Origin of the sequence: Mucilaginibacter rubeus (assembly GCF_003286415.2) — a bacterium.
Classification (GTDB): domain Bacteria; phylum Bacteroidota; class Bacteroidia; order Sphingobacteriales; family Sphingobacteriaceae; genus Mucilaginibacter; species Mucilaginibacter rubeus_A.
In genome coordinates this window covers 266,527-291,248 of record NZ_CP043450.1, presented here as the reverse complement: position 1 = coordinate 291,248, position 24,722 = coordinate 266,527, and the positions used below count along the sequence as shown (strand labels likewise).

Here is a 24,722-nt window from a genome sequence, read left to right as displayed (position 1 = left end):
GTTAGTTTTTTACCCGTTCAAAATACTTGCCGGTAAATTTATATACGATATAGTCGCGGGTAACCTGTCGTTTTGCATTAACTAAGGGGCTATGGATGGTTTGTGTTTTGGCATCGTAATAAATAGTCGGGATCACCTTCATATCAACCACCGACAGAAAATTGTAATCAAAATACAGCTTGCTATGCAAACCCGTTGTGGTTTTAACCAACAGTACTGCACCGTTCAGTTTAGCGTTCTCGATAGCAAAAAACTGGATGCCCTGCGTGGCGTCAACACTCGACCGTACCGAATTATACGCTGCAAGGTAATAGGTTTTGCTCCCCGCTTTAAGCGTGTAGATTTTTGAATACCAAAACACCGGGTTATGCTTTTTCCCTACCGAATCCATTTTTAAGGAAGAGAAAACCTGGCCGTTAAATTTGTACTGCAAAACGTTATCAAAATCATACCCGGTACTGCCCAACCTGGTATCCCATGAATAGGTACGGAACAAACCATCGGCAGATGAGGCAATCACTACCCGCTCTTTAACCAGTTCGGTAAAAGGATAATTAATGGTTTCAGGATATTTGGAGGTATAATACTTTAGCTTAAAGCCAAAGATCTTGTTCATTTTTTCTAATGAATCAATAGCCTTCCACTCTTTTTTGTGGGAGCCGTAATAGTTTACCCTTTTAAAAATCCGTAACAGATCGGCCTCAATGGCCTGCGGACTTTGGGCAAACAAATTTGCTGAGTAAAAACAGCAGCAGAAAACAATTATAAACTTAAAGGTTTTCATCGGTAAACAAGATACGCAAAAAAAGCAAACCGGGCGGATATTCTGTTATCATCGTTGCCAGTTACCTGTTTTTTAGCTTTTTATTTTTTCAAAATATTGCCCGTTAAATTTGTAGGTGATAATATTGTCGGTTACTTTTCCATCGCCAATAACAACAGGAAATGTAATTATTTTTTGTTCCGGATGGTATTCAAGCCCGTTTTGGAGTTCCTCACCAACATGATAAGTATAATATAATTTATGGGTTAAACCGCTCCTGGTTTTTATCAGTTTTGCCTTATCATTCAGTTTACCATTCTGAATGGCAAATACCCTGATCCCGGCTCCCATGTCATATGTATGGAAAATACCATAATAAGTAGTAAGGTAATAGGTTTCGCTCCCAACCTTCAAAGTATGTAACTTATTATAGGCATATATGTAATCATCGTCGTTTTTTACAGTATCTACAATGGTGAAGGTTTTACCCGCCGACTTATATTGGATAATGTTTTCATAAGCATGTTGCGTGCCCCCGGTCATGGTATCCCATGATAATATCCTGAACAAACCATCTTCGGATACAAGACCTATGTTTTTAAACGCCTGATCAAGTGCTGCAGGGCATTTTTGGGTATAAGATTTCACTTTTGCTTCAATCTGCAAATTGGCAGTAAATAACCCGTCCCCATTGGTGTCTTCAGATGAATGCTCATTCCAATAGCTAATCTTTTCAAATGCTTTGTCAAAATCGGCCTCAATGGATTTGGGAGTTTGCGCAAAGAGACGGGTAGAAAGGGCGCAAAAAATTGCAATAAGCTTTAGGATTTTCATATCAAATATTACGGCATAAAAATAGGGATAATCAAATGACTATCCCTATCCTATTCTTTTGAAAAGTAATAGCTATTTACGCCTCAACCGGCTGACCGATCAGGTGCTGAGCAGCAAGGTACTCGGCAATTTGTACCGCATTGGTAGCTGCACCCTTACGCAGGTTATCAGATACTATCCAGCAGTTAAGTGTATTATCCTGAGTTTCGTCACGGCGGATACGGCCTACAAATACCTCATCTTTATCATGCGCGTCAAGCGGCATTGGGTATTTCAGGTTAGCGGTATCATCAACCACAACAATGCCCGGTGCGTTAGCCAACAGCTCACGAACTTCGGTCAGGTCAAAATCATTTGCAAACTCTATGTTAACCGACTCAGAGTGACCGCCCATTACCGGGATACGCACTGTGGTTGCAGTTACTTTAATACTATCATCGCCCATGATCTTTTTAGTTTCGAGGATCATTTTCATTTCCTCTTTGGTATAACCGTTTTCGGTAAATACGTCAATCTGCGGAATCACGTTTAAATCGATAGTGTAAGGGTATACTTTCGGTCCGTCAATACCTTTACGCTCGTTAAATAACTGATCAACAGCTTTAACGCCCGTACCGGTAACAGATTGGTAGGTTGAAACTACTACCCTTTTAATTTTGTATTTATCGTGCAGTGGTTTTAAAGCCACTACCATTTGTATGGTTGAGCAATTTGGGTTAGCGATGATCTTATCTTCGGCGGTAAGTACATCAGCGTTTACTTCGGGCACAACCAGTTTTTTGGTTGGGTCCATGCGCCATGCCGATGAATTATCAATAACAGTTGTACCAGCAGCCGCAAATAAAGGAGCTTGCTGTAATGAAGTGCTTCCGCCGGCCGAGAAAATTGCTACGTCCGGCTTCATCTTAATCGCATCCTCAACAGAAACCACCTTAAACTGCTTACCCTTAAAAGTAATTTCTTTACCAATACTTTTTTCTGAAGCTACGGGAATTAATTCTGTAACGGGGAAGTTGCGTTCTGCAAGAACCTGCAACATTTTGGTGCCTACTAATCCTGTAGCACCTACTACTGCGACTTTCATTTTTTAAATTGTTTTTGAAATGTATCAGGCTGCTTCACAGCGCCTGTTTTTAATTAATTATGCGTTTTAAAAGTTAAACCCTCAAATATGCACATTTTTTTGGTATCCTGAAAATATAAAGTCTATGGTTTTTATGGAGTATTGGGTTGGAGGTTGATTGAGTTGATTAGGTGAGTGGTTTGTTTGTCTGAATCAGAATCTCCAGAATTTGAAAATTGACAGAATATCTTTTACTGGCGCAAGTCTTGAGCGACGGACTGGCGGGTGGCTGACTTGTGACTTATGAAAGCGATTAATTTCTCTGAACCGGAATTTTTTAGAATTAAGGGAATTGATAGAATGCCGAGCAAAATTCAAGAAATTCTAATAATTCGTTTAATTCGAGTTCAGATTTCTGAGCAATTCTGTAAATCCTTAAATTCTGGAGATTCTGATTCAGACAGAAATCAACGGTCAAAAAATCAGCGTAATCAACGCAATCAAAAAATAATCAACGGTCAATTTCCTACCTTTGCGCGGTAAACTCAAAATTGCATGAGCGAAAAGATTTTAGTGATAGGCGCCAATGGCCAGATAGGCACCGAACTGGTAATGGCTTTGAGAAATATACATGGGGCCGAGGCTGTTGTAGCTTCAGATATTAATAGCCCTACCTATGCCATGCGTGGCAGCACCGGGCCGTTTGAACTGATCAACGTGCTTGATAAAGACAACCTGCACCACATATTTGACAAGCACCGCCCCACGCAGGTTTACCTGTTGGCCGCCATTCTTTCGGCAGTAGGCGAGCAAAAGCCTAAAATGGCCTGGGACCTCAACATGACCGGCTTGCTGCACGTACTTGATTTCGCGGTGGAGTTTAAAACAGCTAAAGTTTTTTGGCCAAGTTCAATAGCGGTTTTCGGTCCGCATTCACCGCAGCATGATACGCCGCAGTATTGCGTCATGGATCCCAATACGGTTTATGGATTCAGTAAACTGGCCGGCGAACGCTGGTGTGAATACTATTTTAATAAATACGGACTTGATGTACGCAGTATCCGCTATCCGGGATTAATAGGCTGGAAAGCTAACCCCGGCGGTGGCACAACAGATTATGCGGTACATATTTTTCACCATGCATTAAAAACCGGCAGCTACGAAAGTTTCCTGGCCGAAGGTACTGCCCTACCCATGATGTATATGGATGATGCCATCAGGGCTACTATCAGTTTGATGGACGCGTCAGCAGAACAGATCAGCATCCGCTCATCGTATAACCTTGCAGGCATCAGCTTTACGCCCGAGCAATTGGCGGCAGAAATCAAAAAACTGATCCCTAAATTTGAGATCAGCTACAGCGATAATGATCCGCGCCAGGCTATAGCCGATAGCTGGCCAAAATCAATTGATGATAGCTACGCGCAAAATGATTGGGGCTGGAAATTGGAATATGATCTGCCTAAAATGGTAGCCGATATGCTGACCAACTTGAAAACGATAATTTAAGGTTAAAGGCGAAAGGATAAAGGTTAAAGGTTTTTATCCGCCTTTTTATAAACAAATATTATATTTACCGCCTTGTCTTTATAGGGCAAAGCTTTGTAAAACAACAAGGTTGATCCATGAACCATCAACCATGAACAATGAACTAAAAACACATGGGAAGAGCATTTGAATTCCGCAAAGAAAGAAAGTTTAAGCGCTGGGCCAAAATGGCAGTGCAGTTTACCCGTTTAGGGAAGGAAATTGTAATGGCTGTAAAAGCCGGCGGCGGGGATGTTAACACCAACTCACGCCTGCGTACCGCGGTGCAAAACGCCAAGGCTGTAAACATGCCTAAAGACCGTGTTGAGGCAGCCATAAAACGTGCCAGCAGCCGCGATGAAAAAGATTACGAAGAGCTTGTTTACGAAGGATACGCGTCTTACGGCGTTGCTGTTTTGGTTGAAACCGCAACCGATAATACCAATCGTACCGTTGCCAACGTGCGCAGTTACTTTACAAAATATGGTGGTTCCTTAGGTAAAACCGGATCGCTTGATTTTATCTTCACCCGTAAATCGGTTTTCACTTTTGAGCCCGGTGACCGTGACCTGGAAGAGCTTGAATTTGAATTGATTGATGCAGGCCTGGAAGAAATATTTGTTGAAGCCGACGAAAACGGCAACGATGTTGCAGTAATCCACACCGCTTTTGAAGATTTTGGTAAAATGCAAAAGACTTTAGAAGAAATGGGTATCGAAGTAAAATCGGCTAAACTGGAGCGCATTCCGCAATCATTCCACGCTGTTAGCGAAGATCAGGTTCCTGAAATCATGAAACTGATTGACCGTTTGGAAGAAGACGACGACGTACAGGCGGTTTATCACAATATGGCGGAGTAATTCTGATATCGGATTTCGGAATTTCGATTTAATAAAAAAAACATGTCATTGCGAGCGATAGCGTGGCAATCGCACAGAAGCATAGCCGCTCTGTACAGCATGCGATTGCTTCGTCGTTCCTCCTCGCAATGACATAAAATGGAAACAACATGCCACTATTAAACACACGAAAAGGCGAGCGGAAAGTAAAGGTAACCTTTGCTAACGGATTGCTATTTGTTGAAACCGATGGTGGCAAACCCCAGGCTTTCCCGTTAGAATGGTTCCCGAAACTACTAAACGCTACCGACGAAGAGCGTGAAGACTGGAGCCAAACCGAAAAAGGCATCCGCTTTAATAAGCTGGATGTGGATGTAACGCTGTAGTTTAGAATTGAGATATGAGACCTGAGATATGAGACAAGGCTCTCGGCCCTCATTATCTCAAATCTCATATCTAACATCTCATATCTAAGAAAAATGGTTTTTGAAGAATTTTTAAAGAAGAAAAGAATTGACCTTGTAGCTCTTGAACAGGGTGAACCGGCTTTATTTTCTGAATTTAAAGATCATTTTGAGCAGATGGGCGAAAAAAGTTTCGACCATACAAAAAAGTACTGGTTTAATAAATTGAGGCGTCAGTTCCCGATCCCGCTTGAAGTTAAAACCGAAAAAGTACACATCAAAAACCCACTTGCTGAGCAAACCATTACCGAAAGCCTGATAGAACCAGGTACTTCGTCCAAAATTGGTTTTACGCCAAAGTTCCGGGCAACAGCGACACCTAAACCCGTGACTCCTGCCGAAGAACCTAAAGAGGAATCGACAGAACCTGCAACACCGGAAACCCCATCGGCAGAAACTACACCAAAGCCGGCATTCAAGCCACGCTTTAACCCGGCCATGGCAAAAGCTAAACCGGCAACAAGTGAGACATCAGCAGAAACCGATAAAGAACAACAGGCTGAAGCCCCTACCCTGGCTGTAGAAACGCCTGCAGCAACTGCCAAACCAGGTTTCAAACCACGCTTTAATGCGGCTATGGTAAAACCAAAACCTGCGGAGACGGATACACCACAGGCTGAAGATAAAAAAGAGGAAGCTGCGGCGAACGAACCTCAAACTCCCGCTTCGGAAACACCGGCACCTAAAATGGGCTTTAAGCCACGTTTCAACGCAGGCATGGTAAAGCCTAAGCCCGCAGAAAATGAAGCGCCTGCTGAAGAAGAAAAACCTGCTGAAGAGCCTAAATCACAGGTATCCGAGGCACCTGCTCCTAAAATGGGATTCAAACCCCGCTTTAACGCGGCTATGATGAAACCGAAGCCGGCAGAACCAGAACAACCGGTTGAAGAGGAAAAACCATCGGCCGAATCTACAGAGCCAACAGAAGAAGAAAAGTCGGGCTCTGCTGAAGCTCCTGCACCAAAACTTGGCTTTAAACCACGCTTTAACGCTGCCGCGATGAAGCCCAAAGCAGCTGAACCAGAAGAAGCTTCTGATGGTAAAAAGGAGGAAACTTCAACAGATGAGCCTCAGGCTCCTGCTACAGAAACGCCTGCGCCTAAATTAGGTTTTAAGCCGCGTTTCAACGCCAAAAATCTTCCTAAAAAATCAGAGGGAGAAGAATAGGTCAATAACTTTCTCATTCAAATTAAAGGTTCATGTCATTGCGAGCGAAGCGTGGCAACCGCATGCTATACAGAGTCGCTTTGTTATCGAACATTTTGTAAATTAACAGCATGAAACTACACCAATACTCTGTTTACATTATAGCTAATCAATCAAACACTGTGTTATATATTGGTGTAACCAATGACGTTAAGAATCGCGTTTCTGAACATAAACTGAAAATATTTAATGGTTTTACTGCGACGTATAATTGCAATAAACTTGTTTACATCGAAGATTTCCAGTGGATTCAGGATGCTATTGCAAGAGAAAAGCAGTTAAAAGCGGGTTCACGTCAAAAGAAAATTGATCTGATAATTACAGAAAATCCATTATGGAAAGATCTAAGCGATGGTTGGTACGATTGAGAAAAACGGGCTTATACTTTATATAAAAACTCTGTATAGCATGCGATTGCTTCGTCGTTCCTCCTCGCAATGACATGGCTTTTATGTTACCATCGCCGTTCGCTTTAAACCCGCAAAATAAACAAAACCATGTCATTGCGAGCGTAGCGTGGCAACCGCACGGAAGCACAGCCGTCCTGTATAGCATGCGATTGCTTCGTCGTTCCTCCTCGCAATGACATAGTTTTTATGTCTTCCATTACTTACTATGGGAAAACAGCCAGTGCAGCAGATCCGGTTCCTTAAAAGCATTATCCCAGCTGTTATGGCCTACGCCTGGATATAGGGTGAACCTTGGGCTACCTCCCGCTTCTTTAATGGCATCAACCATTACCTGCGAATGGTCTGCCGGCACCACTGGGTCATTATTACCGTGGAAGATCCAGAGTGGAACTTTTTTGGCGTATTTTTTAGCGTTTAGGGTGTTGTCGCCTCCGCAAATAGCAAAAGCGGCTGCGAACACCTTAGGCTCGCGACCAATGATCTCAAATGTACCCATTCCGCCCATGCTGAGGCCTCCTACGTACACCTTATGCTTATCGACAAAGGGTTTATCTAAAAATTGCTCTACAAGGCCCATAAGCATGATCATAGCCATAGTTGGCGGCGCATCTTCCTGGAAAATAAATTTACGCTTATTGCTTGCCGAATCGGTAACCTGCTTTACATTGCTCCAATAGCTTTTTGCCGGGCATTGCGGAAAAACAACGATCGACTCATACATTTCACGTACGCTATCCTGCAAAAACCTTTGAGCGCCATAAGCCAGCTGCGATTCATTATTGTTCCCCCGCTCGCCCGAGCCATGCAGTACAAACACCAGGGGATATTTCTGTCCCGGATTAAAGTGTTTGGGGAATAAAATGCGGTATGGCAGCGTATCTACTTTATAGATATAACTCCCCCTGTCAAACGAGGTCAAATTTTGGGCTCCGGCTGAAAAAGAGAATGCTAAGAGCAAGCTTAGCATTCCTGTTACGAGTATTGTTTTGATCATGGGCTAAACAGCGTTTTTGTTTTATAACCAATATAATCACTGGTTATTGCTTTAAAACAAATTTAACTGCTTTAACCGCGTTTTGTTTATCAACTATACTGATTTAATTTTTGGCGATAGCCGGGCTCTCAAAGCCAAGCTTCTTCAATCCGCCCTGAACCTCGGGGCAACTCATGAAAAGTTTCCATAATAATCCTGTACGATAGTTTTCAATCATCACAACAATGGGTCCCTGGTCAATAGCCAGGTACGACTTTGCATACCAGTTATGCGATTCGCTGAAAGCATCCGTAAAACCGTATTCACCCCAGATCTTATCGCCCAGGTCATAATAAAAATGACGCAGTGCTTTCATCGAATATTCGGGCGTATAAGGGAATGCCGAAAGCGCCGCCGTTGGTGTAATAACCCCCAGATCATTAGTTGGCGAATGCGCGTTGTAGCCTTCAAAGTTATCGCTGGCAGTTAAGCCCCAGCAGTTTTCGCCGTACCCTTTAAATTTTTTAGGGTTATCAACACAGTACGCGTGGTTTATTAAGGTGTGATTTTTGTTTTGCTCCCAATAGTCGGCATACTGGTCTTTCAAGCCTTTAGGGTTTAAGCCAAGGAACGAGTACTGAGAAAAGAACAGCGGACCACCATAATCAAATCCCAGCGGTAATTTAAAACCATAAAAAGTTCTTCCGTTTTTAAAGAAATCGCTTTGTGCCCAGCCATTATGATAAACGTTGGCACCAACCGGGTAACGCTCGGCAGACGCGGCAAGTACATAAGTGATCAAACATTCGTTAAAACCATGGATAGGAAAGTTCATGGCCCAACCATTGTTAGGGCTCCAGTGCCAGTAAAGATAGTCACGGCCATCGCGGGTAAACCAGTTCCATTCCATTTCACCCCACATCCAGTTAATCACATCACGAATGCGGCGCTCTTTGGGATCATCGGCGGTAAAGTACTGCCTGGCGCATAATAAGCCCTGAAACAGATAAGCCGACTCCACAATATCCGCCCCATCATCCTTACGGCCAAAACGGATCACTTTACCGGTTTCGCCATTTAACCAATGCGGGAAAGCACCGTGAAAAGCATCAGCCTTGTATAAAAAGTTAACGATTTTCACCATGCGGTCAACCGCCTGATCATGGGTGATCCATTTGCGGCTGTCGGCCACAATGAGCGACATAATGCCGAAACCAGAGCCACCCGTAGTTACTACCTCACTGCCATAATCAAAAGAAGTATTGCTGCGCTCGCGGGCCAGGCCGCTTACCGGGTGACCAAAATCCCAGAAATAACGGTATGTTTGGCGTTGCACCACGTCAAGCAGGGCACTATCCGTCAGGTTTTTAATAATACCAACAGGCTTAATGCCATCTTCTGATTTCTTTGCTGCTTTTTGGGCAAAGCAGCAAATGGCAGCCAACATAAGTACCGGGGTAATTAATAGTTTTTTCATCAAGCTTTTGCGTTTGAATATGAAAAACAGGGTTTTCATTAAAAAAGAGAGGTTGCCCGTTAAACCCAACAAGGCAACCTCATAATCAAATCAACTGTGTGTATTGTTATCGGTTAATTAATAACCAGGATTTTGTGTTAATGCACCACCACTCAGGTCGATCTCGGTTTGAGGCACAGGCCAAACTTCGTTTTTGCCTGCTGTCCAACCGCGTGAGCCGAAAACTGCAGTACCCCTACCCTGACGGATCACGTCGAAATAACGTTCAAATTCCATAGCCAGTTCAACCCTTCTTTCCTGGTATATAGCAGTACGAAGCGTAGCCTGATCAGTTGTAGTTACCTTTGGCAAAATAGCGGCATTACTGCCGCGGGCGCGGGCACGAACCTGCTCCAACGGAATTAACGCTGCCGCAGAGTTACCCAATTCGTTATTAGCTTCAGCGTTCATCAACAACACATCGGCATAACGAAGTACAATTTTGTTTTGCTGACAACCTTCGTTAAAGCCAGAAACATACATACTGAACGGAACGTATGATTTTTGGTTGTACATCGGGTTATCGCCTGTTGCAGGGATCTTATCACCTTCTGGCGTAGTTTCGCCCCTGAAAATGATAGTAGCGTCGCGACGTGGATCGCCGGTTTCGTAAGCAGCAGCTAAACCTGCGCTTGGCACGTTAAAGCCCCAGCCACCGCCGGTAACACCACGTACACCCTGTACTTGCGAGTATTGTGAGTTTGAAGCATCCGGATTGTTAGGAATTAAAGCGCACTGTACTTCAAATACCGATTCCTGGTTGTTTTTATGATTAGTACGGAACATTTGTTCATAGTCAGGAAACAACGAATAGCCCATACCCATTACCTGGTTTGTGTAATTTAATACATCAGTCCATTTTTTAAGGTACATAGCAACTTTAGCATGCAAGGCAATAGCGGCGCCCTTGGTAGCATGGCCTATATCGGCAGCGCTGTAGGTTTGCGGCAATACATTGGCTGCATCATTTAAATCTGTTTCAATAGCTGCCCAAACCTGTGCTTTGGCAGTACGTGGCAAATTGTACTCCGACGCACTTTTAGGTAACGTTAAACGCAATGGCACATCGCCAAAAGCCCTAACCAACCTGAAATATGCATAAGCCCTGATAAATTTAGCTTCGGCCAGATATCTTGCTTTTAAGGTTTCATCCATGGTGATGCCGGGAACATTGGTCAGGATTTGGTTGGCAAAGTTGATAGTTTGATACTGCCCTCTCCAGAAACCACCTAATTGAGCATCGCCCGAAGTAATGGTAAAGTTGTGGTAGTCGTTAAAAAAGGTAGCATCGCTGGCGGTACTGCCTTTTTCCACATCGTCAGAACCCATGCTTTCTACAGCGATAGGCGCAAAAGCGATATTGTTCCACTCGCGCAGGTTAGCATACATGGCGCTAACCGCTTTAGTGGCATCATCTTGTGTTTTGAAAAACTGGGTTGCCGCGGTATTTTGAGCCGGGTCAACATTTAAGAAGCTTTTTTTACAGCTCTGGAACGATATGATTGAAGCGATAAGACCTAAAGCAACGACCTTACGCGAATATTTTGTACTATTTTTCATCTTTATATTGATTAAAAAGTAACGTTAACACCAAAATTATAGGTAGCAAACAACGGATACACACTTGCATCAATACCACGGCTGCCTACATCACCACCAATTTCTGGCGAGAAGCCTTTATAGCCGAACAGGTTGATAGCATTTTGCGCATTTGCATAGATCCTGACTTTTGAAATATTCAGTTTCTTCAGGAAATCGCCCGGTATGGTATAACCCAACTGCGCATTCCTCATCCTGAAGTATGCACCACTTTCAACATAAAATGAGTTAGGCGCCGCGTTGGCTGTTTTACCAACGTTTACTGATGGGTAGGTATTTGAAGTACCTGCACCGTGCCAGCGGTTTTGATAAAAGTCTTGTGTGAAGTTTTCGTTACCGAAACGGTAAGCGATATTGGCATTATAAACACTTACACCGGCAACACCTTGAAAATCCAACGCAAGGTCGAAGTTTTTATAAGTGAATGATGTGTTGATACCGTAGTTATATTTTGGCAGCGGGCTACCCAAGGCTACACGGTCGCGGCTATCTAATATGCCATCGTTATTGGTATCCTGGTAAATGAAATCGCCCGGAGCTGCACCTTTTTGTTTTGAGTTAGCAACTTCCTGAGTTGTTTGGAAAATGCCGGTTACTTTATAACCATAAAACTGACCGATTGGCTGGCCAACCACAGTACGGGTGGCCAATGCACCGTTGGCAATACCTTCGCCACCATCGTAAATTGGGTTTTGGCCGGTTACTACGTTAAGCACTTTATTGTTGTTGATACCAAGGTTAGCGCTAACGCTGTAATTGAAATCTTTAGACGGGTTATCTCTCCAGCCTAATGAAAACTCCCATCCCCTGTTTCTGATGCTTGCCTGGTTACCTATCAATGAGCTGTTGTTTGTACCCAATGAACCGGCTACCGGGATTGCGAAAATAGCATCCTGGGTTTCCCTGTTATAGTAATCTGCTTCAAAAGTTAACTTGTTATCAATTAATCCGCCTTCGATACCGAAATCAGATGACACTGTTCTTTCCCAAACGATAGATGGTGGTACTATAGAGTTAATACTTGCACCCGGATAAGTTGTAAGCGGGTTACCGAATAAACCTGTCAGGTAAGGATCAGTAGCTATAACCTGTACGGTTGGGTTAATTGGTACGCCTGAGTTACCTACTTTACCCCAGCTTCCGCGTAATTTCAGGTTGCTGAATACTTTCTGATCTTTCATGAACTCCTCGTTGGTAATTACCCAGCCGGCACCAACCGAAGGGAAGTAGCCATAAGTATGATCGCCATAAAACTGAGAAGCACCATCACGACGAATAGATGCGTTCAACAAATATTTATCTCTGAACGAGTAATTAACACGGGCAAATTGTGATAACGCACGAGTGTGGATCTGGCTGCCCGGAGTTGCAAAGAAATTTACATTGGTGGTATCCGGGAATGAACTTCTGATGCTTCCGTTTTTCACATACGGAACATAATCGGCCTTACCATCTATTTGCCTGGTACGGTTGTTCTGGGCGCTGTAACCTACCAAAGCTGTAATCTTATGATCTTTTATTTTAACATCATAGGTAAGTGTGTTTTCCCAAATCCAGTTACGTACATCGGTATGGTTGATATCCAGATTGGTTTTATTGCTTTGCTGACGCAGGGTGGCCATATACTCAGGTGTAAATGCCCTTACTTCATTCTGGCTGATATCACCGCCAAAGCTTGATTTAAATTTGAAGTTTTTAAGGAAGGTAACCTCACCGTAAGCATTGTAAGTAAAACGCTTGTTTTTTGTTCTCTGGTTAAAGAAATCAATAGTAGCCTGCGGGTTATAGTTATTACCGTCGCCGGTGTTGTAATCATTAGGATCACCGTAGCTGCCATCAGCTTTACGTACAGGTAATGTAGGGGCGGCGCCAAACAACTGGTGGAAAATAGCGCTGTTAACATCGCGTGATACATCAGATAAAGCACTTGCAGTATAACCGAATTTTACGTTTTTAGTCGGTTTAAAATCATTTGACAAGTGAACGGTGTAACGCTGATAGTTATTTGTTTTTGCTATACCATCCTGGTTAAGATAACCGAACGAATAGTTGTAGGTATACTTATCGGTACCACCGCTTATTGATGCCTCATGGTTTGTAGTAAATGCTTTGCGCAATATTTGCTTGTACCAATCGGTACCTGTACCGTACGATGCAGGATTGGTGAATATAGGACTGCCACCGTTTAATGCCGAAAGCTCATTTACCGCTGTAGCATATTCGCTGGCATTTGCCATTTTCACCTGGTTGGTAACAGCCTGCAAACCTACGTAGCCATTATAATTAATAACCGGTTTGCCTTTTGTACCACGTTTGGTGCCTATCAAAACTACACCGTTAGCTGCACGGATACCATAGATAGCAGTACTTGACGCATCTTTCAAAATGCTGAAGCTTTCGATATCCTGTGGGTTAAGGAAGCTGATATCATCGTACCAAACACCATCAACAACAAACAAAGGTTTAGTATTACCATAAATAGTACCTAAACCACGAATGGTAATATCCGGTGATTTACCCGGCGTACCGCTGTTGGTGATTTGTACGCCTGATACTTTACCCTGTAAACCGCTTAACGCGTTGGGTGAAGCCTGCTTGGCAACATCGGCACCTTTAACCGTAGCTATGGAACCGGTTACGTCAAGCTTTCGCTGGGTACCATAACCAATAACAACTACCTGCTGCAATTCGTTGGTTTGTGGCTGAAGGGCTACGTTTATGGTTGTTTGCCCGTTAACGGCTACCTCTTGTGTAGCATAACCTATATAAGCTACTGATAAAGTTGCATTGCCCGGGGTTTTAAGTGTAAAAGCTCCGTTTACATCTGTTTGGGTGCCTATAGTTGTTCCCTTAACTGATACAGACACGCCTATTAAAGCCTCGCCTGTTTTGCCGTCAGTTATTTTACCTTTTATTGTAACGTTTTGTGCAAACGCCGCGTCATAACAAAGTAACAGTAACAACATCAACCCTGAAATAGTAAAAATTCTTTTCATAGTGGTTAATAAATAATACGGATTGAAAAAATAATTGGTTTATTGATTTGCAAAGCTGAACAGATAATCAGCCTTTAACAAATATTGTAACTCAACATTAATACATCTGTATAAGAATACTTTCTCAAGAAATGTTTTAACCAACCATAACAAACTATTTAACAGCGAGTTAAAAGCACCGACACTACTACACAACATGCATGGCAGTCAATGCCTCAAATTGACACAATGAGAGGTAATGATGTAGTGTTAAAGCTCGATGAGAAACTCGGTGAGGTTCTTGTCATGCTCCAGATTTAGCTTTTTGCGCAACCTGTAACGACGAATTTCGACGCCGCGCAGCGAGATGTTGAGCAGTGACGCGATCTCCTTGCTATTCATATTCATGCGCAGGTACGCGCATAGTTTAAGGTCATTTGGCACCAGGTCCGGGTGACCCGCTTTTAGCTTTTTAAAGAAATTTTCGTGTGCTTCGTTGAAACTGGTTTCAAAAATATTCCAGTCACGATCGTCACTCATGCCCTCGTCAATCACTTTTTGTATGCGGCGCAGCTGCTCGTCGGCAAGCTTCTTACCGTCGCCTCCTTTAAGGTGGGTTAACTCATCGCTTATTTTTTGCAGCAGTTCATTCTTGTAAACTATGTTCATAGCCGAATTGGCAAGCTCACGACTTTTACTGGCCAGGTCGGCCTGCAACTGCTCGTTCTTTATGTTGACGATATGCTGCTCATTAGCTATAGCCTCCTGTTTCAAAAACTCTTCTTTCTCTTTCTGTAGTTTTTGCTGAATCTGCTGCTGATGTTTTTTCAATTTAAGCCCGTAGTAATACCTGATCACATAAAACAACAATACAGCCAGCAGAACATAAAACACCATGGCTATTTTACCGGCATACCATGGCGGCAATACCGTAAAGGTTATTGTTGAAACAGCCGACTGATACTGATCATTGATCTTAGCCCGCACCTTGAAATTATAGGTGCCCTGGTTAAGGTTGGTAAACTCCTTCTGGCTTTGCGGCGCCCATTCGCTCCATTGATGTGAGTAGCCTTCCAAGTAATACTGAAACCTGATTTTGGCTTGCGTGTAATAGGGCAAAGAGTAACTTATGCGGATGTTATTTTCGGCATAAGGTATTTCAATGTTATTGCTATCCTCGGCGGCTTCACTTATTAATGATACCTTATCTGTAACATTCTCTATCCTGCGGATGAGCACATTGGGTATTTTGACCATATTGGGCAGTTGGGCATCGGCATCATTCAGTATCACAAACCCGTCATCAACACTTATCAAATAAGTTGAGTTATTAATGCGGTTGATGGTTTCATAATGCTGTACCATTTGCCCGTTGAGGATAGAAAACCTGTTGGTATCGATAGTTAGCTTCCCGGTAACAGACATATCGGCCAGACCTACCCTGCCCTGGTTAATAAACCAGTATTTTTTTCCTATGGCCTTAATGATTTTGCTCGAGGTTGCAAATGTGCCCAGCTTACTGTTAAGCTGCTGGTATTTATAAAAACGGTCGGTAATATCGTCATACACATAAAAACCCGAATCTGACGAGAAAACGGTGCGATTATCAAGGTCAAATACGTTAATGTTGTAGCTGCCCGGCAAACCATGTTTTTGATCGTAATAAACATGCGATACCACAGTGCGCTGATCGGCACTTAAAGTGAGTTTATAAATGCCTTTATAAGCGTGGCTCACCCAAATCTGGCCTTTGGCATCGCGTTCAACATAGCGCGAGGGTTCACTAAAACCTGCCAATTTATGGCTGTATTGCCAATTGCCCGCCGCGTCTTTCCGGTAGATCACCAAGCCGGTATAAGTACCCTGCATCAACATATCGGGTGCCATTTTCTTGATGTTCCACCCGCCTGTTATATCCGAGATCTTTTTTATAGAGGCTCCGTTTACCTGGTAGGTTCCGTCATTATGGCCGCAAAGCAACCTGTTATCCTGTAAGGATAAATCCCATACCTGCCCCTGCGAACCTGGGATCAGTTTAAAGTCGAACGTTTGAAAGGGACTGTTATGGCTATCAGGCAGCCAATCGCTGTAAAACAAGCCCTGGTTAGTGCCGAGATAGATCTTTTTATCAAAAATGATGCTTGAATAAACTGTGCCAAATTTGCCCGTTTTATCGAAATAAAAATACAATGGCGAGTTAACTTCAATTCTGTCGATACCGTTATCCAGTCCGGCCCAAAGGTTTTGGCTGGCATCGGTATATAGGCTCAACACAGTATTGTTTTGCATACCGCTGGCCTTATTGATGTGCTGCACTACACGTCCCATTGTATCAATGATCACAATACCATTCAAAATTGTACCATAGGCAAAATACTTACCGGCGATGGCGGCACCATTATTTAACTGATACGTTGTTAAAAAATCATTAGCCTGGTTTGCCCAGGGTTTAACCGTTTTGCCATCATAAATAAACAAACCGTTTTTCGCCGTACCGATGAGATATTTCCCCTGCTGAAATGGTAAAATAGATAACACACCACTTGCGCCTAAAATATTGCTGCCCTCAATATATTCAGTCTTTGAGCCTTTAAGCTCAAAAAGTCCTTTGGTTAACTGCTCCACAAAAAAGCGGTTACCGCTTTTAAAAAGGAACAAATAGGGCTCATGCGTTTTTACAACCTCTATTTTACCCGCCGAATAAATGTAAATAGCACCGAATGATTGGAAAAGCACCCTATTGTTATCGCAATATATTTTCCATATTTCTTCGGTTACCGGCAAAAACTTTTTAGGTACCAGGTTTATAAGTGAGGTATATTTTAAAATGCCCTTGCCATCGTTATGCCAATAGCCAAATTCGCCGTAGCCACCGGCATACACCCTGCCTTTACCATCGGCACTAACCGAGCGCACTATTAAACCATTAGGCATGTGGTATTGCTGCCAGTATTTGCCATCAAAGGTGAGCAGACCTTCGGCGTTACCAAAGTACATGATATCATGCTCATCGCGCGTTACCGACCAGTTTTGATTACCAAACTGGTATGTTGCCTTGGTGTAGTTTTGAATGTAGGGAACACCTACACTTTTAATATCTACCGACCACGCCGGCCAAACCGATATAAAAACAAGAACGATAATAATACACAGGGTTTTACGCATAAAATATAGCGGCTCAGTTTACTAAAGTAGTGTTTGTACCCGACAAAATAAAAAAGCCTACCCTTAAGGGTAAGCCTTGTATAATTAATTGTACCACAGCTATTATGCTATTGGCTGTAGTTTGCTTTTATTAACGTTAACCGGCTGAGGAACTTTTACGTAATAACCGGTGCCATCATAAACACGTTTGCGCGGATGCTCTTTACAAGCGTCGCTGCAGCAGCCATCCATGGCAGTTCCGCATTCATCGCACTGGGTAAAATGCTCATTACACTCAGGATTGGCGCAATTGATCATCTTAGGCGTTGTTTTGCCGCAATTGAAACAGGTTGAAATAACAACCGGGTTAACGTTGTTCACATCAACCGAAAGGCGATTATCAAACACATAACATTTGCCTTCAAAATCCTCGCCGCCTGCTTCCTTACCATATTTAATAATACCGCCATGCAACTGGTACACTTCAGGGAAACCTTCGTGCAACAGCAATGCCGATGCTTTTTCACATTTGATACCACCTGTGCAGTAAGTCAGGATCTTTTTATCCTTGTATTGGGCAAGCTGGTTGATCATATCCGGAAAATCGCGGAAGTTATCGATATCAAGCGTTACCGCGTTTTTAAATTTACCTAATGAGTGCTCGTAATTTGAACGTACGTCAAGCACAACCACATCGTCCCTGTCTTTCATCGCCAAAAACTCTTTTGGTTCCAGGTGGATGCCGGTTTTTTGTTTAGGGTCAATAACGTTAGGATCGCGAAGACCTGAGTGTACGATCTCTGATTTATAACGCACATGCATTTTCACGAACGAAGGAGTATCTACCTCGTCGATCTTAAACTCGGTTTTGGCAAAACGCTCGTCGGCGTGTACGGTATCCATATAGGTTTTACAAGCCTCAACAGAACCTGAAACGGTGCCATTAAGCCCTTCATCGGCCACAATAATGCGCCCGGTTAAACCTAAGCTTTTACAAAATTTTAAATGATCGGCAGCAAATTGCTCCGCATTATCTATTGTTGAATAACAATAGTATAGTAGGGTATTATACATTTCCATAAAATCATTGATACTGCTGCAAACAGTGTTAAATGAGCGGCGCAAAGATAATTATTTTAGGTGAAAGGCAAAAGGTTAAAGGCGAAAGGTAGCTGCGACTTTCTGGTTTAGATAAAAAAACCTTTTACCTTTCGCCTTTATCCTTTTGCCTCCGAAACAACCTTTCACCTTATCTTATCCCATAAAATATCCTGAAGCCCTGAATGTATTTTTGATTGCCGGCGTAGGAAATACCATAATCAACACGGAAGATGAGGCGTTGCACACCGATGTAAAACTCGCGATAATTGCGGTTGTTTTTTGTGGTGAGGTAGTTGGCGCCGATGATTTCTTCCAGTTTGGCCTTGCGTAAAAAGGGGATGTGATTAAATAACGATCCGGCAAAGTTATGTTGATAGTGTGCCTCTAAAAACGCGCCGTTGGTGCTGTAGGTATAAAACGGCAGGAAATGGAAGCTCCCTACATAGGTAGGGTCGAATGTTGTACCCTGGTTACCTAAAAAGTGGTTGTAATCCATGTAGTACAATTTTTTATTGTTAAAAAACCCGCCACCTGATATTTTAAATGATGAATAGCCTGAAAGGCCAACCTGTATATGATCCTGCGAAACATCAACAGAGGCAAAGTCATAATCCACATCCGAACCAAAAATATTCTTAAAACCTTTACGGTAATTAACTTTTACCATGGGATATCTGGACGGCAGATTAAACTTGCCGGTAGGCCGGGTCTCGTACCGCTGATCGAAGGTAAATAAGGCCGATGCGTTAAACACCAGCGCCTGGTTGTCGGGAAAAAGGAACGAATGGTCATCAGCTGGGGTACCCGGAGGGGCCAGCGGGTTATTGGAGGTAAACTCCCGATCTTTAATATCCTTTATCTTACTAAATGATGTATTATACAATTGAGAACGACTTGAATAAGATAGCCCGCCTTTTAATAAAACCCCGTTTACCACTTCGCGCTGATACCCAAAATCGCCGTAATGGCTTCGGTAGTATTTTACGTAGTTGTTTTCGCTCAGTAAGGTACTCAGGGTATTGAAATACAATGAACGCGTACCCACGTTATTCAGATCGAGCACATCGCTGCCAAAATCGGCATAAAACTTAGCCGCATGGAAGGGATCATTCAGGTATTCGGCAGCCACGTTAGCGCTGAATATTTTATTGGAGAATCCGTAGCGTACCGCGGGTGTTATGGTAAGCGAGTGAAAATCATCATAAGTGCGGATATAACTTACCTTGGCGTTGATACCAAAACCCTCAACCGTGTTGTAATAAAAAGTTTGGATAAAAGGGTATATGTACAGCGAGTCGCGGGCGCTTTTGTTACTTGCGGCATAGCCAAAAATCAGGTATCCCGGGTAATTGATATGGTTTTTGTGATGCTGTAACGAGTCGAGGTACCTGTCGGTTTTCTTGTACTCTTCAAACGCGTCCTTCTTTTTATAGTCGCGTGTTTCATAAGCCGTTAAAGGGATAGGGCGTGCATTTTCCCAATACTCGGGCTTTTTACTGTTTGCCACAGTATCAATCTTTAATATCTCGCCGGTAAAAAACCCATCCGGGAAGGTGGGATTAATTTTATAGTTGTTGTATACAGCGGCGTAGTATCCGCCAAACTTAAAGCCTAATACCGCTCCTTTAAAGTTATACTGGGTTGATGCTGGCATCCAAACACTATCGGTAATGGCAATGTATTGCTGCCTGATATTTAAAGTATCTACCAGGTTAAGGTTACTTACTTTGTTATCAATAAAGAAATCGACGCTGTAAATACGCCAATCGCCTTCAACAATGTAAATATCGCCCTGAAAATACTGCCCGTGGCTGTGTTTAGGCGTAATGCGGATCTTATCGATAGTATGCCCGTTCTCGACAGAAGTCCCCAATAGTTTATAATTATAAAACCGCGGACCGTAAGCCGCTACCGGCGATACAAAGCCCCTCGAGGCTAAACCGGGAATGATAAAAACATTTTCGTAAAAATTAGCCTGCAGATCCGATGCTTTTTTATAGCCGAAAGCTGTGTTCTGACCGGCCATTCTATTGGCAATGGTTATTTCCCTGATCTTATCGGGCTTTTGAAAATTATATTCGGACAATGACTCCGACTGGTAAAGGATACCGCGACCATTGGAGTCAAGATCGAGTGTTCGCTGCACCTCCTGCCCTATCAGTGATTTTGGTACACTCAACAGCTTTTGCACACCTTTGACATAAACCGCGCATGAAAATGAGGTGGCCTCTTCCATGTAATACTTGCGTTTTTTAATAACCTGCTTAATGATGGTATCCGCCGCATCACGGTTTTTCCGGTAAGTTTCTGACACTCGTTCTGTGCTAAACTGCTCGTCGGCCATTTGTACGTTGTGCTCCTGGTCATGATCGGCTATAGTAACCTGTTCTATCTTTTCGGTATAACCAACATAACGATAAATTACATTATAGGTTCCCGGGTTAAGTTTAAACTGGTAAACACCGTTTTCGTTTGCCGTGGTGCCGTAGGTTGAGTTGCGGATATAAATAGAAACGAACGGAATCACCTGTCCATTCTTATCGGTTATCTTCCCTGTTAAAAGGGATTGCTGTGCAGAGGCTGTTATTACGCTGAAAGCAATGATTAATAGTAGTATATATTTTCTCATATGTTACTTATGTGTAATGCTTTATGGCTTAAAAATGTTTTATTATGTACTTAATAATTATTTAAGGTTTAATAAACCCCATCAAGTGCCTGCGAATGCTTAATTTTGTACCCTTTAAAACACGCACACTATGTACAACACACTACAGCCGGTTTTACAGCAGGAATTAACCGACATTGAAAATGCCGGGTTATACAAAAAGGAACGGATCATTACTTCGCCCCAGGGTGCCGATATCACCGTACAAGGCGGTGCCGAAGTAATTAACTTTTGCGCTAATAATTACCTTGGCTTATCGGGTAATGCCAAAGTTATTCAGGCTGCCAAAGATGCTATGGACACCCATGGCTACGGCTTGTCGTCAGTACGTTTTATCTGTGGTACTCAGGACATTCACAAGGAACTTGAGAAAAAGATAGCTGAGTTTTTAGGCACCGAAGATACGATCCTGTACGCCGCGGCATTTGATGCTAACGGTGGTGTGTTTGAACCTTTGTTTAACGATCAGGACGCTATTATATCTGACGAATTGAACCACGCCTCGATCATTGACGGTGTACGCCTGTGCAAAGCACAACGCTATCGTTATAAACACGATGATATGGCCGACCTGGAAGAAAAGCTAAAAGCTACCCAGGAGCTTCGTCACCGTATTATTGTAACCGATGGTGCTTTCAGCATGGATGGTACTATTGCCCAGTTGGATAAGATCTGCGATCTGGCCGATAAATACAACGCGCTGGTAATGATCGATGAAAGCCATTGCTCTGGTTTTATGGGCAAAAGCGGTCGCGGAACACATGAGCATCATAATGTAATGGGTAGGATTGATATCATTACCGGTACATTAGGTAAAGCTTTGGGTGGTGCGTCTGGCGGTTTTACATCTGGCCGTAAAGAGATCATTGATATGCTGCGCCAGCGCTCACGCCCGTACCTGTTTTCCAATACCTTAGCGCCTGCTATTACAGGTGCTTCAATTGCAGTACTGGATATGCTGAGCGAAACCACCGAATTACGCGATAAACTGGAAACCAATACGCAATACTTCCGTAAAAAAATGACAGAAGCAGGTTTTGACATTAAACCTGGCGTGCATCCTATAGTCCCAGTGATGTTGTATGATGCCAAACTGGCCCAGGAGTTTGCCGCAAAAATGCTTGATGAAGGTATTTACGTGATAGGTTTTTATTACCCGGTAGTACCTCAGGGCAAAGCAAGGATCAGGGTACAGATCTCGGCTGCGCATGATATGCACCACCTGGATAAGGCCATCGAGGCGTTTACTAAGGTTGGTAAGGAGTTAGGAGTGCTTAAATAGTCGTATATTTGCCGTCCTGCGTGTAAAGATCAACTCATATATCTCTGAATCCGGCCAGGAAGCAGCGATGACAACAAAAAGAATTACAAACAATACATTATAATGCAAGCTCAGATAGACCAATATACCGCCGAGATCAATGCCTTTTCGCCAGCCAATGCCGACGAACTGGAAGCGTTCCGTATTAAGTTTTTAGGCACAAAGGGGATCATTAAAGACCTTTTTGAGCAGTTTAAAAGCGTTAGCCCGGAAGAGAAACGCACCTTTGGTAAGGTACTTAACGAGTTTAAACAACTGGCCGAGGCTAAGTATAACGAACTGAAAGAAAACATTGGCTCAGGAGCACAAAGCAAAGGCAATGATCTTGACCTTACTTTACCCGGCGATGGCTTCACCGTTGGCTCACGCCACCCGCTATCACTGGTTCGTAACGAGATCATCGATATATTCAAACGTTTAGGTTTCGTTGTTGCCGAAGGACCGGAAATTGAAGACGACTGGCATAACTTCTCGGCCCTGAACTTCCCGGATGAGCACCCGGCCCGTGATATGCAGGATACCTTCTTCATTAAAAAGAATAATGGTAAAGACGATATCGCCCTGCGTACCCACACCTCATCGGTACAGGTACGTATGATGGAAGCAGGTAAACCACCGTTCCGCGCTATTATGCCGGGCAGGGTTTACCGTAACGAGGCTATTTCGGCCCGTGCGCATTGCTTTTTCCACCAGGTTGAAGGTTTGTATGTTGATGAGAATGTATCTTTCTCTGATCTGAAACAAACCCTTTATCACTTTGTGCAGGAGCTTTATGGCGAAGGTACAAGAGTGCGCTTCCGCCCGTCATATTTCCCATTCACCGAGCCATCAGCCGAAATGGATATTTCATGTACCATTTGCGGTGGAGCTGGCTGTAACATGTGTAAGCACAGTGGTTGGGTAGAGATTTTAGGCTGCGGCATGGTTGATCCTAACGTTTTGGAAAACTGCGGTATCGACAGTAAAAAATATACAGGCTTTGCATTTGGAATGGGTATGGAGCGTATTGCCAATCTTAAATACGTGATCCGCGATTTGCGCCTGTTCTCAGAAAACGACGTGCGCTTCCTGAAACAGTTCCAAACCGAAATGTTATGAGGAAACTCACTATAATATTACTGGTAGTTATCAGTTGCTTTTCGTGCGGAAAGGCATCTGATAACGTACCAAGCGTACCTGTTAACTTCCAGGCAGCCCTGGGTACTCCGGCTTTAAGCCCGCTTAATGTTTCGGGCGGGGCGGTAGCTATTAACGGTTATGGTGTAGCCGGGTTGATCATTTACCGTAAAGTAAATGGTACTTATGCCGCGTACGACAGGTGCAGCAGTTACCAGCCCGAAAAAAAATGCGCGGTAACAATTGATAATACAGGCTTTACAGTAACCGATCCCTGCAGCGGTTCAAAGTTTAGCCTTGAAGACGGCACACCGGTAAAAGCTCCGGCAACAAAAGCATTAAGGTCATATAGGGTAGCCGTTACCCAGTTTGAAATTCAAGTAACTAATTAATGGAAGCCGATAAAATAAAAGATAGTATTAAGCGGGCAGCACAGGAACTTTTCCGCAAATTCGGGTACCATAAAACCAGTGTTAATGAGATTGCCAAAAAGGCTAAAATTGCCAAGGCAACCATCTATAAATACTTCGACAGCAAGGAGGCCGTTTTACACGTGCTGTTGATGGACTATATTAAAGCCAGCGTTGACGATCTGGTGCAGGTCAATTCAAATGATATTGATGAAGAGGCATATCTTAATAACCTCATTATGAAAACCTGCCGCCTCTCCTACACTGTTTGTAATGAGTTTATCGGCTGGGATTTTATCCGCGAATCAACCAACTCCCAGGATTTTTTAAAGAACCTCTCTAACGAGTTGGAAGAACTACTAATGGCGTCGTTTATCCAGTTGCCCGGTATCCGCAAGCATGAAACCTATCAGCAGCGCTTACGCTTCCTGATCAAATGCAGCAAAAGCATAGTATTCAGTTTTGCTTTTACCTCGGTAAGCGATTCGGATGTGAGGAAAAATTTTGTTTCTTTTCAGAAAGAAATACTGCCTTATTTGGTTAAGGCTGCGGTTTCGGTTTAATCAGCCCTTCCCTTAAGCTATCTAAAAAGTTTTCATTGCCGTTGACTTTAGTCAACGGTTAAAGGAACATACAGTCGGGCTTTAGCCCAATCCAAGCGATATTTTTTGGGCTAAAGTCTCTTTCTCCAGCAATTATTCCGTTGACTAAAGTCAACGGCAATGAATTTATCTGATAATTAATCGAACCTCTTTTAAAACAGCTTTTAATTATTAAAAATAATTCATCATTT

At 43.1% G+C, this 24,722-nt stretch carries 19 protein-coding genes; 9 read left to right on the top strand and 10 right to left on the bottom strand.

What is annotated here, in order from left to right; genetic code table 11:
- Position 1: 1 nt before the first annotated feature.
- The 3 genes from DEO27_RS01210 to DEO27_RS01200 form a co-directional block, all read right to left on the bottom strand.
- On the bottom strand, positions 2-784 hold the full coding sequence (locus DEO27_RS01210) for a hypothetical protein (protein WP_112572348.1): 783 nt from the start codon (positions 782-784) through the stop codon (positions 2-4).
- Between the two features lie 72 nt (positions 785-856).
- Positions 857-1,597, bottom strand: a complete 741-nt coding sequence (locus DEO27_RS01205) for a hypothetical protein (RefSeq protein WP_112572350.1) — start codon at positions 1,595-1,597, stop codon at positions 857-859.
- Positions 1,598-1,673: 76 nt separating this feature from the next.
- Positions 1,674-2,681 (bottom strand): aspartate-semialdehyde dehydrogenase, encoded by a 1,008-nt coding sequence (locus tag DEO27_RS01200; protein ID WP_112572352.1) that lies wholly within the window; start codon positions 2,679-2,681, stop codon positions 1,674-1,676.
- 534 nt (positions 2,682-3,215) lie between these two features.
- Here DEO27_RS01200 and DEO27_RS01195 point away from each other — a divergent pair.
- The 5 genes from DEO27_RS01195 (at position 3,216) to DEO27_RS01175 (ending at position 7,064) form a co-directional block, all read left to right on the top strand.
- The gene (locus DEO27_RS01195) at positions 3,216-4,169 is read left to right on the top strand and encodes an NAD-dependent epimerase/dehydratase family protein (RefSeq protein ID WP_112572354.1); all 954 of its coding nucleotides are present in this window, start codon (positions 3,216-3,218) and stop codon (positions 4,167-4,169) included.
- A gap of 152 nt (positions 4,170-4,321) precedes the next feature.
- On the top strand, positions 4,322-5,047 hold the full coding sequence (locus DEO27_RS01190) for a YebC/PmpR family DNA-binding transcriptional regulator (RefSeq protein ID WP_112572356.1): 726 nt from the start codon (positions 4,322-4,324) through the stop codon (positions 5,045-5,047).
- 149 nt (positions 5,048-5,196) lie between these two features.
- Positions 5,197-5,412 (top strand): DUF2442 domain-containing protein, encoded by a 216-nt coding sequence (locus tag DEO27_RS01185; RefSeq protein WP_112572358.1) that lies wholly within the window; start codon positions 5,197-5,199, stop codon positions 5,410-5,412.
- 93 nt (positions 5,413-5,505) lie between these two features.
- A complete protein-coding gene (locus DEO27_RS01180) occupies positions 5,506-6,657 on the top strand; it encodes a hypothetical protein (RefSeq protein ID WP_112572361.1) in 1,152 nt (383 codons plus the stop codon).
- Positions 6,658-6,767: 110 nt separating this feature from the next.
- Positions 6,768-7,064 (top strand): GIY-YIG nuclease family protein, encoded by a 297-nt coding sequence (locus DEO27_RS01175; RefSeq protein WP_112572363.1) that lies wholly within the window; start codon positions 6,768-6,770, stop codon positions 7,062-7,064.
- 238 nt (positions 7,065-7,302) lie between these two features.
- Here DEO27_RS01175 and DEO27_RS01170 read toward each other — a convergent pair whose 3' ends face one another.
- From DEO27_RS01170 to DEO27_RS01140, 7 genes are all read right to left on the bottom strand, one after another.
- Positions 7,303-8,100: a dienelactone hydrolase family protein gene (locus DEO27_RS01170; protein WP_112572365.1), complete on the bottom strand. Its 798-nt coding sequence runs from the start codon at positions 8,098-8,100 to the stop codon at positions 7,303-7,305.
- 103 nt (positions 8,101-8,203) lie between these two features.
- The gene (locus DEO27_RS01165; protein ID WP_112572560.1) at positions 8,204-9,556 is read right to left on the bottom strand and encodes a glucoamylase family protein; all 1,353 of its coding nucleotides are present in this window, start codon (positions 9,554-9,556) and stop codon (positions 8,204-8,206) included.
- A 117-nt stretch (positions 9,557-9,673) separates the two neighbouring features.
- Positions 9,674-11,155 carry a RagB/SusD family nutrient uptake outer membrane protein gene (locus DEO27_RS01160; RefSeq protein WP_112572367.1) on the bottom strand — a complete coding sequence of 494 codons (1,482 nt, stop codon included), beginning with the start codon at positions 11,153-11,155 and terminating at the stop codon, positions 9,674-9,676.
- Between the two features lie 11 nt (positions 11,156-11,166).
- Positions 11,167-14,190, bottom strand: coding sequence for a SusC/RagA family TonB-linked outer membrane protein (locus DEO27_RS01155; protein ID WP_112572369.1), 3,024 nt, complete (start codon positions 14,188-14,190; stop codon positions 11,167-11,169).
- Positions 14,191-14,439: 249 nt separating this feature from the next.
- Positions 14,440-17,334, bottom strand: a complete 2,895-nt coding sequence (locus DEO27_RS01150) for a triple tyrosine motif-containing protein (RefSeq protein ID WP_112572371.1) — start codon at positions 17,332-17,334, stop codon at positions 14,440-14,442.
- 102 nt (positions 17,335-17,436) lie between these two features.
- Positions 17,437-18,393, bottom strand: a complete 957-nt coding sequence (locus DEO27_RS01145) for a rhodanese-related sulfurtransferase (protein ID WP_112572562.1) — start codon at positions 18,391-18,393, stop codon at positions 17,437-17,439.
- A 169-nt stretch (positions 18,394-18,562) separates the two neighbouring features.
- Complete coding sequence (locus DEO27_RS01140) at positions 18,563-21,043, bottom strand: DUF5686 and carboxypeptidase regulatory-like domain-containing protein (RefSeq protein WP_112572373.1); 2,481 nt, start codon at positions 21,041-21,043, stop codon at positions 18,563-18,565.
- A gap of 130 nt (positions 21,044-21,173) precedes the next feature.
- Here DEO27_RS01140 and kbl point away from each other — a divergent pair, with 130 nt between their 5' ends.
- The 4 genes from kbl (at position 21,174) to DEO27_RS01120 (ending at position 24,492) form a co-directional block, all read left to right on the top strand.
- A complete protein-coding gene (kbl, locus tag DEO27_RS01135) occupies positions 21,174-22,364 on the top strand; it encodes a glycine C-acetyltransferase (RefSeq protein WP_112572374.1) in 1,191 nt (396 codons plus the stop codon).
- A gap of 102 nt (positions 22,365-22,466) precedes the next feature.
- A complete protein-coding gene (gene pheS / locus DEO27_RS01130; protein WP_190295294.1) occupies positions 22,467-23,501 on the top strand; it encodes a phenylalanine--tRNA ligase subunit alpha in 1,035 nt (344 codons plus the stop codon).
- Positions 23,498-23,911, top strand: coding sequence for a Rieske (2Fe-2S) protein (locus tag DEO27_RS01125; protein ID WP_112572378.1), 414 nt, complete (start codon positions 23,498-23,500; stop codon positions 23,909-23,911). The genes pheS and DEO27_RS01125 overlap by 4 nt, the downstream gene beginning before the upstream one ends.
- A complete protein-coding gene (locus DEO27_RS01120; protein WP_091220479.1) occupies positions 23,911-24,492 on the top strand; it encodes a TetR/AcrR family transcriptional regulator in 582 nt (193 codons plus the stop codon). Before DEO27_RS01125 ends, DEO27_RS01120 begins: the two co-directional genes overlap by 1 nt.
- The last annotated feature ends 230 nt before the right edge of the window (positions 24,493-24,722 follow it).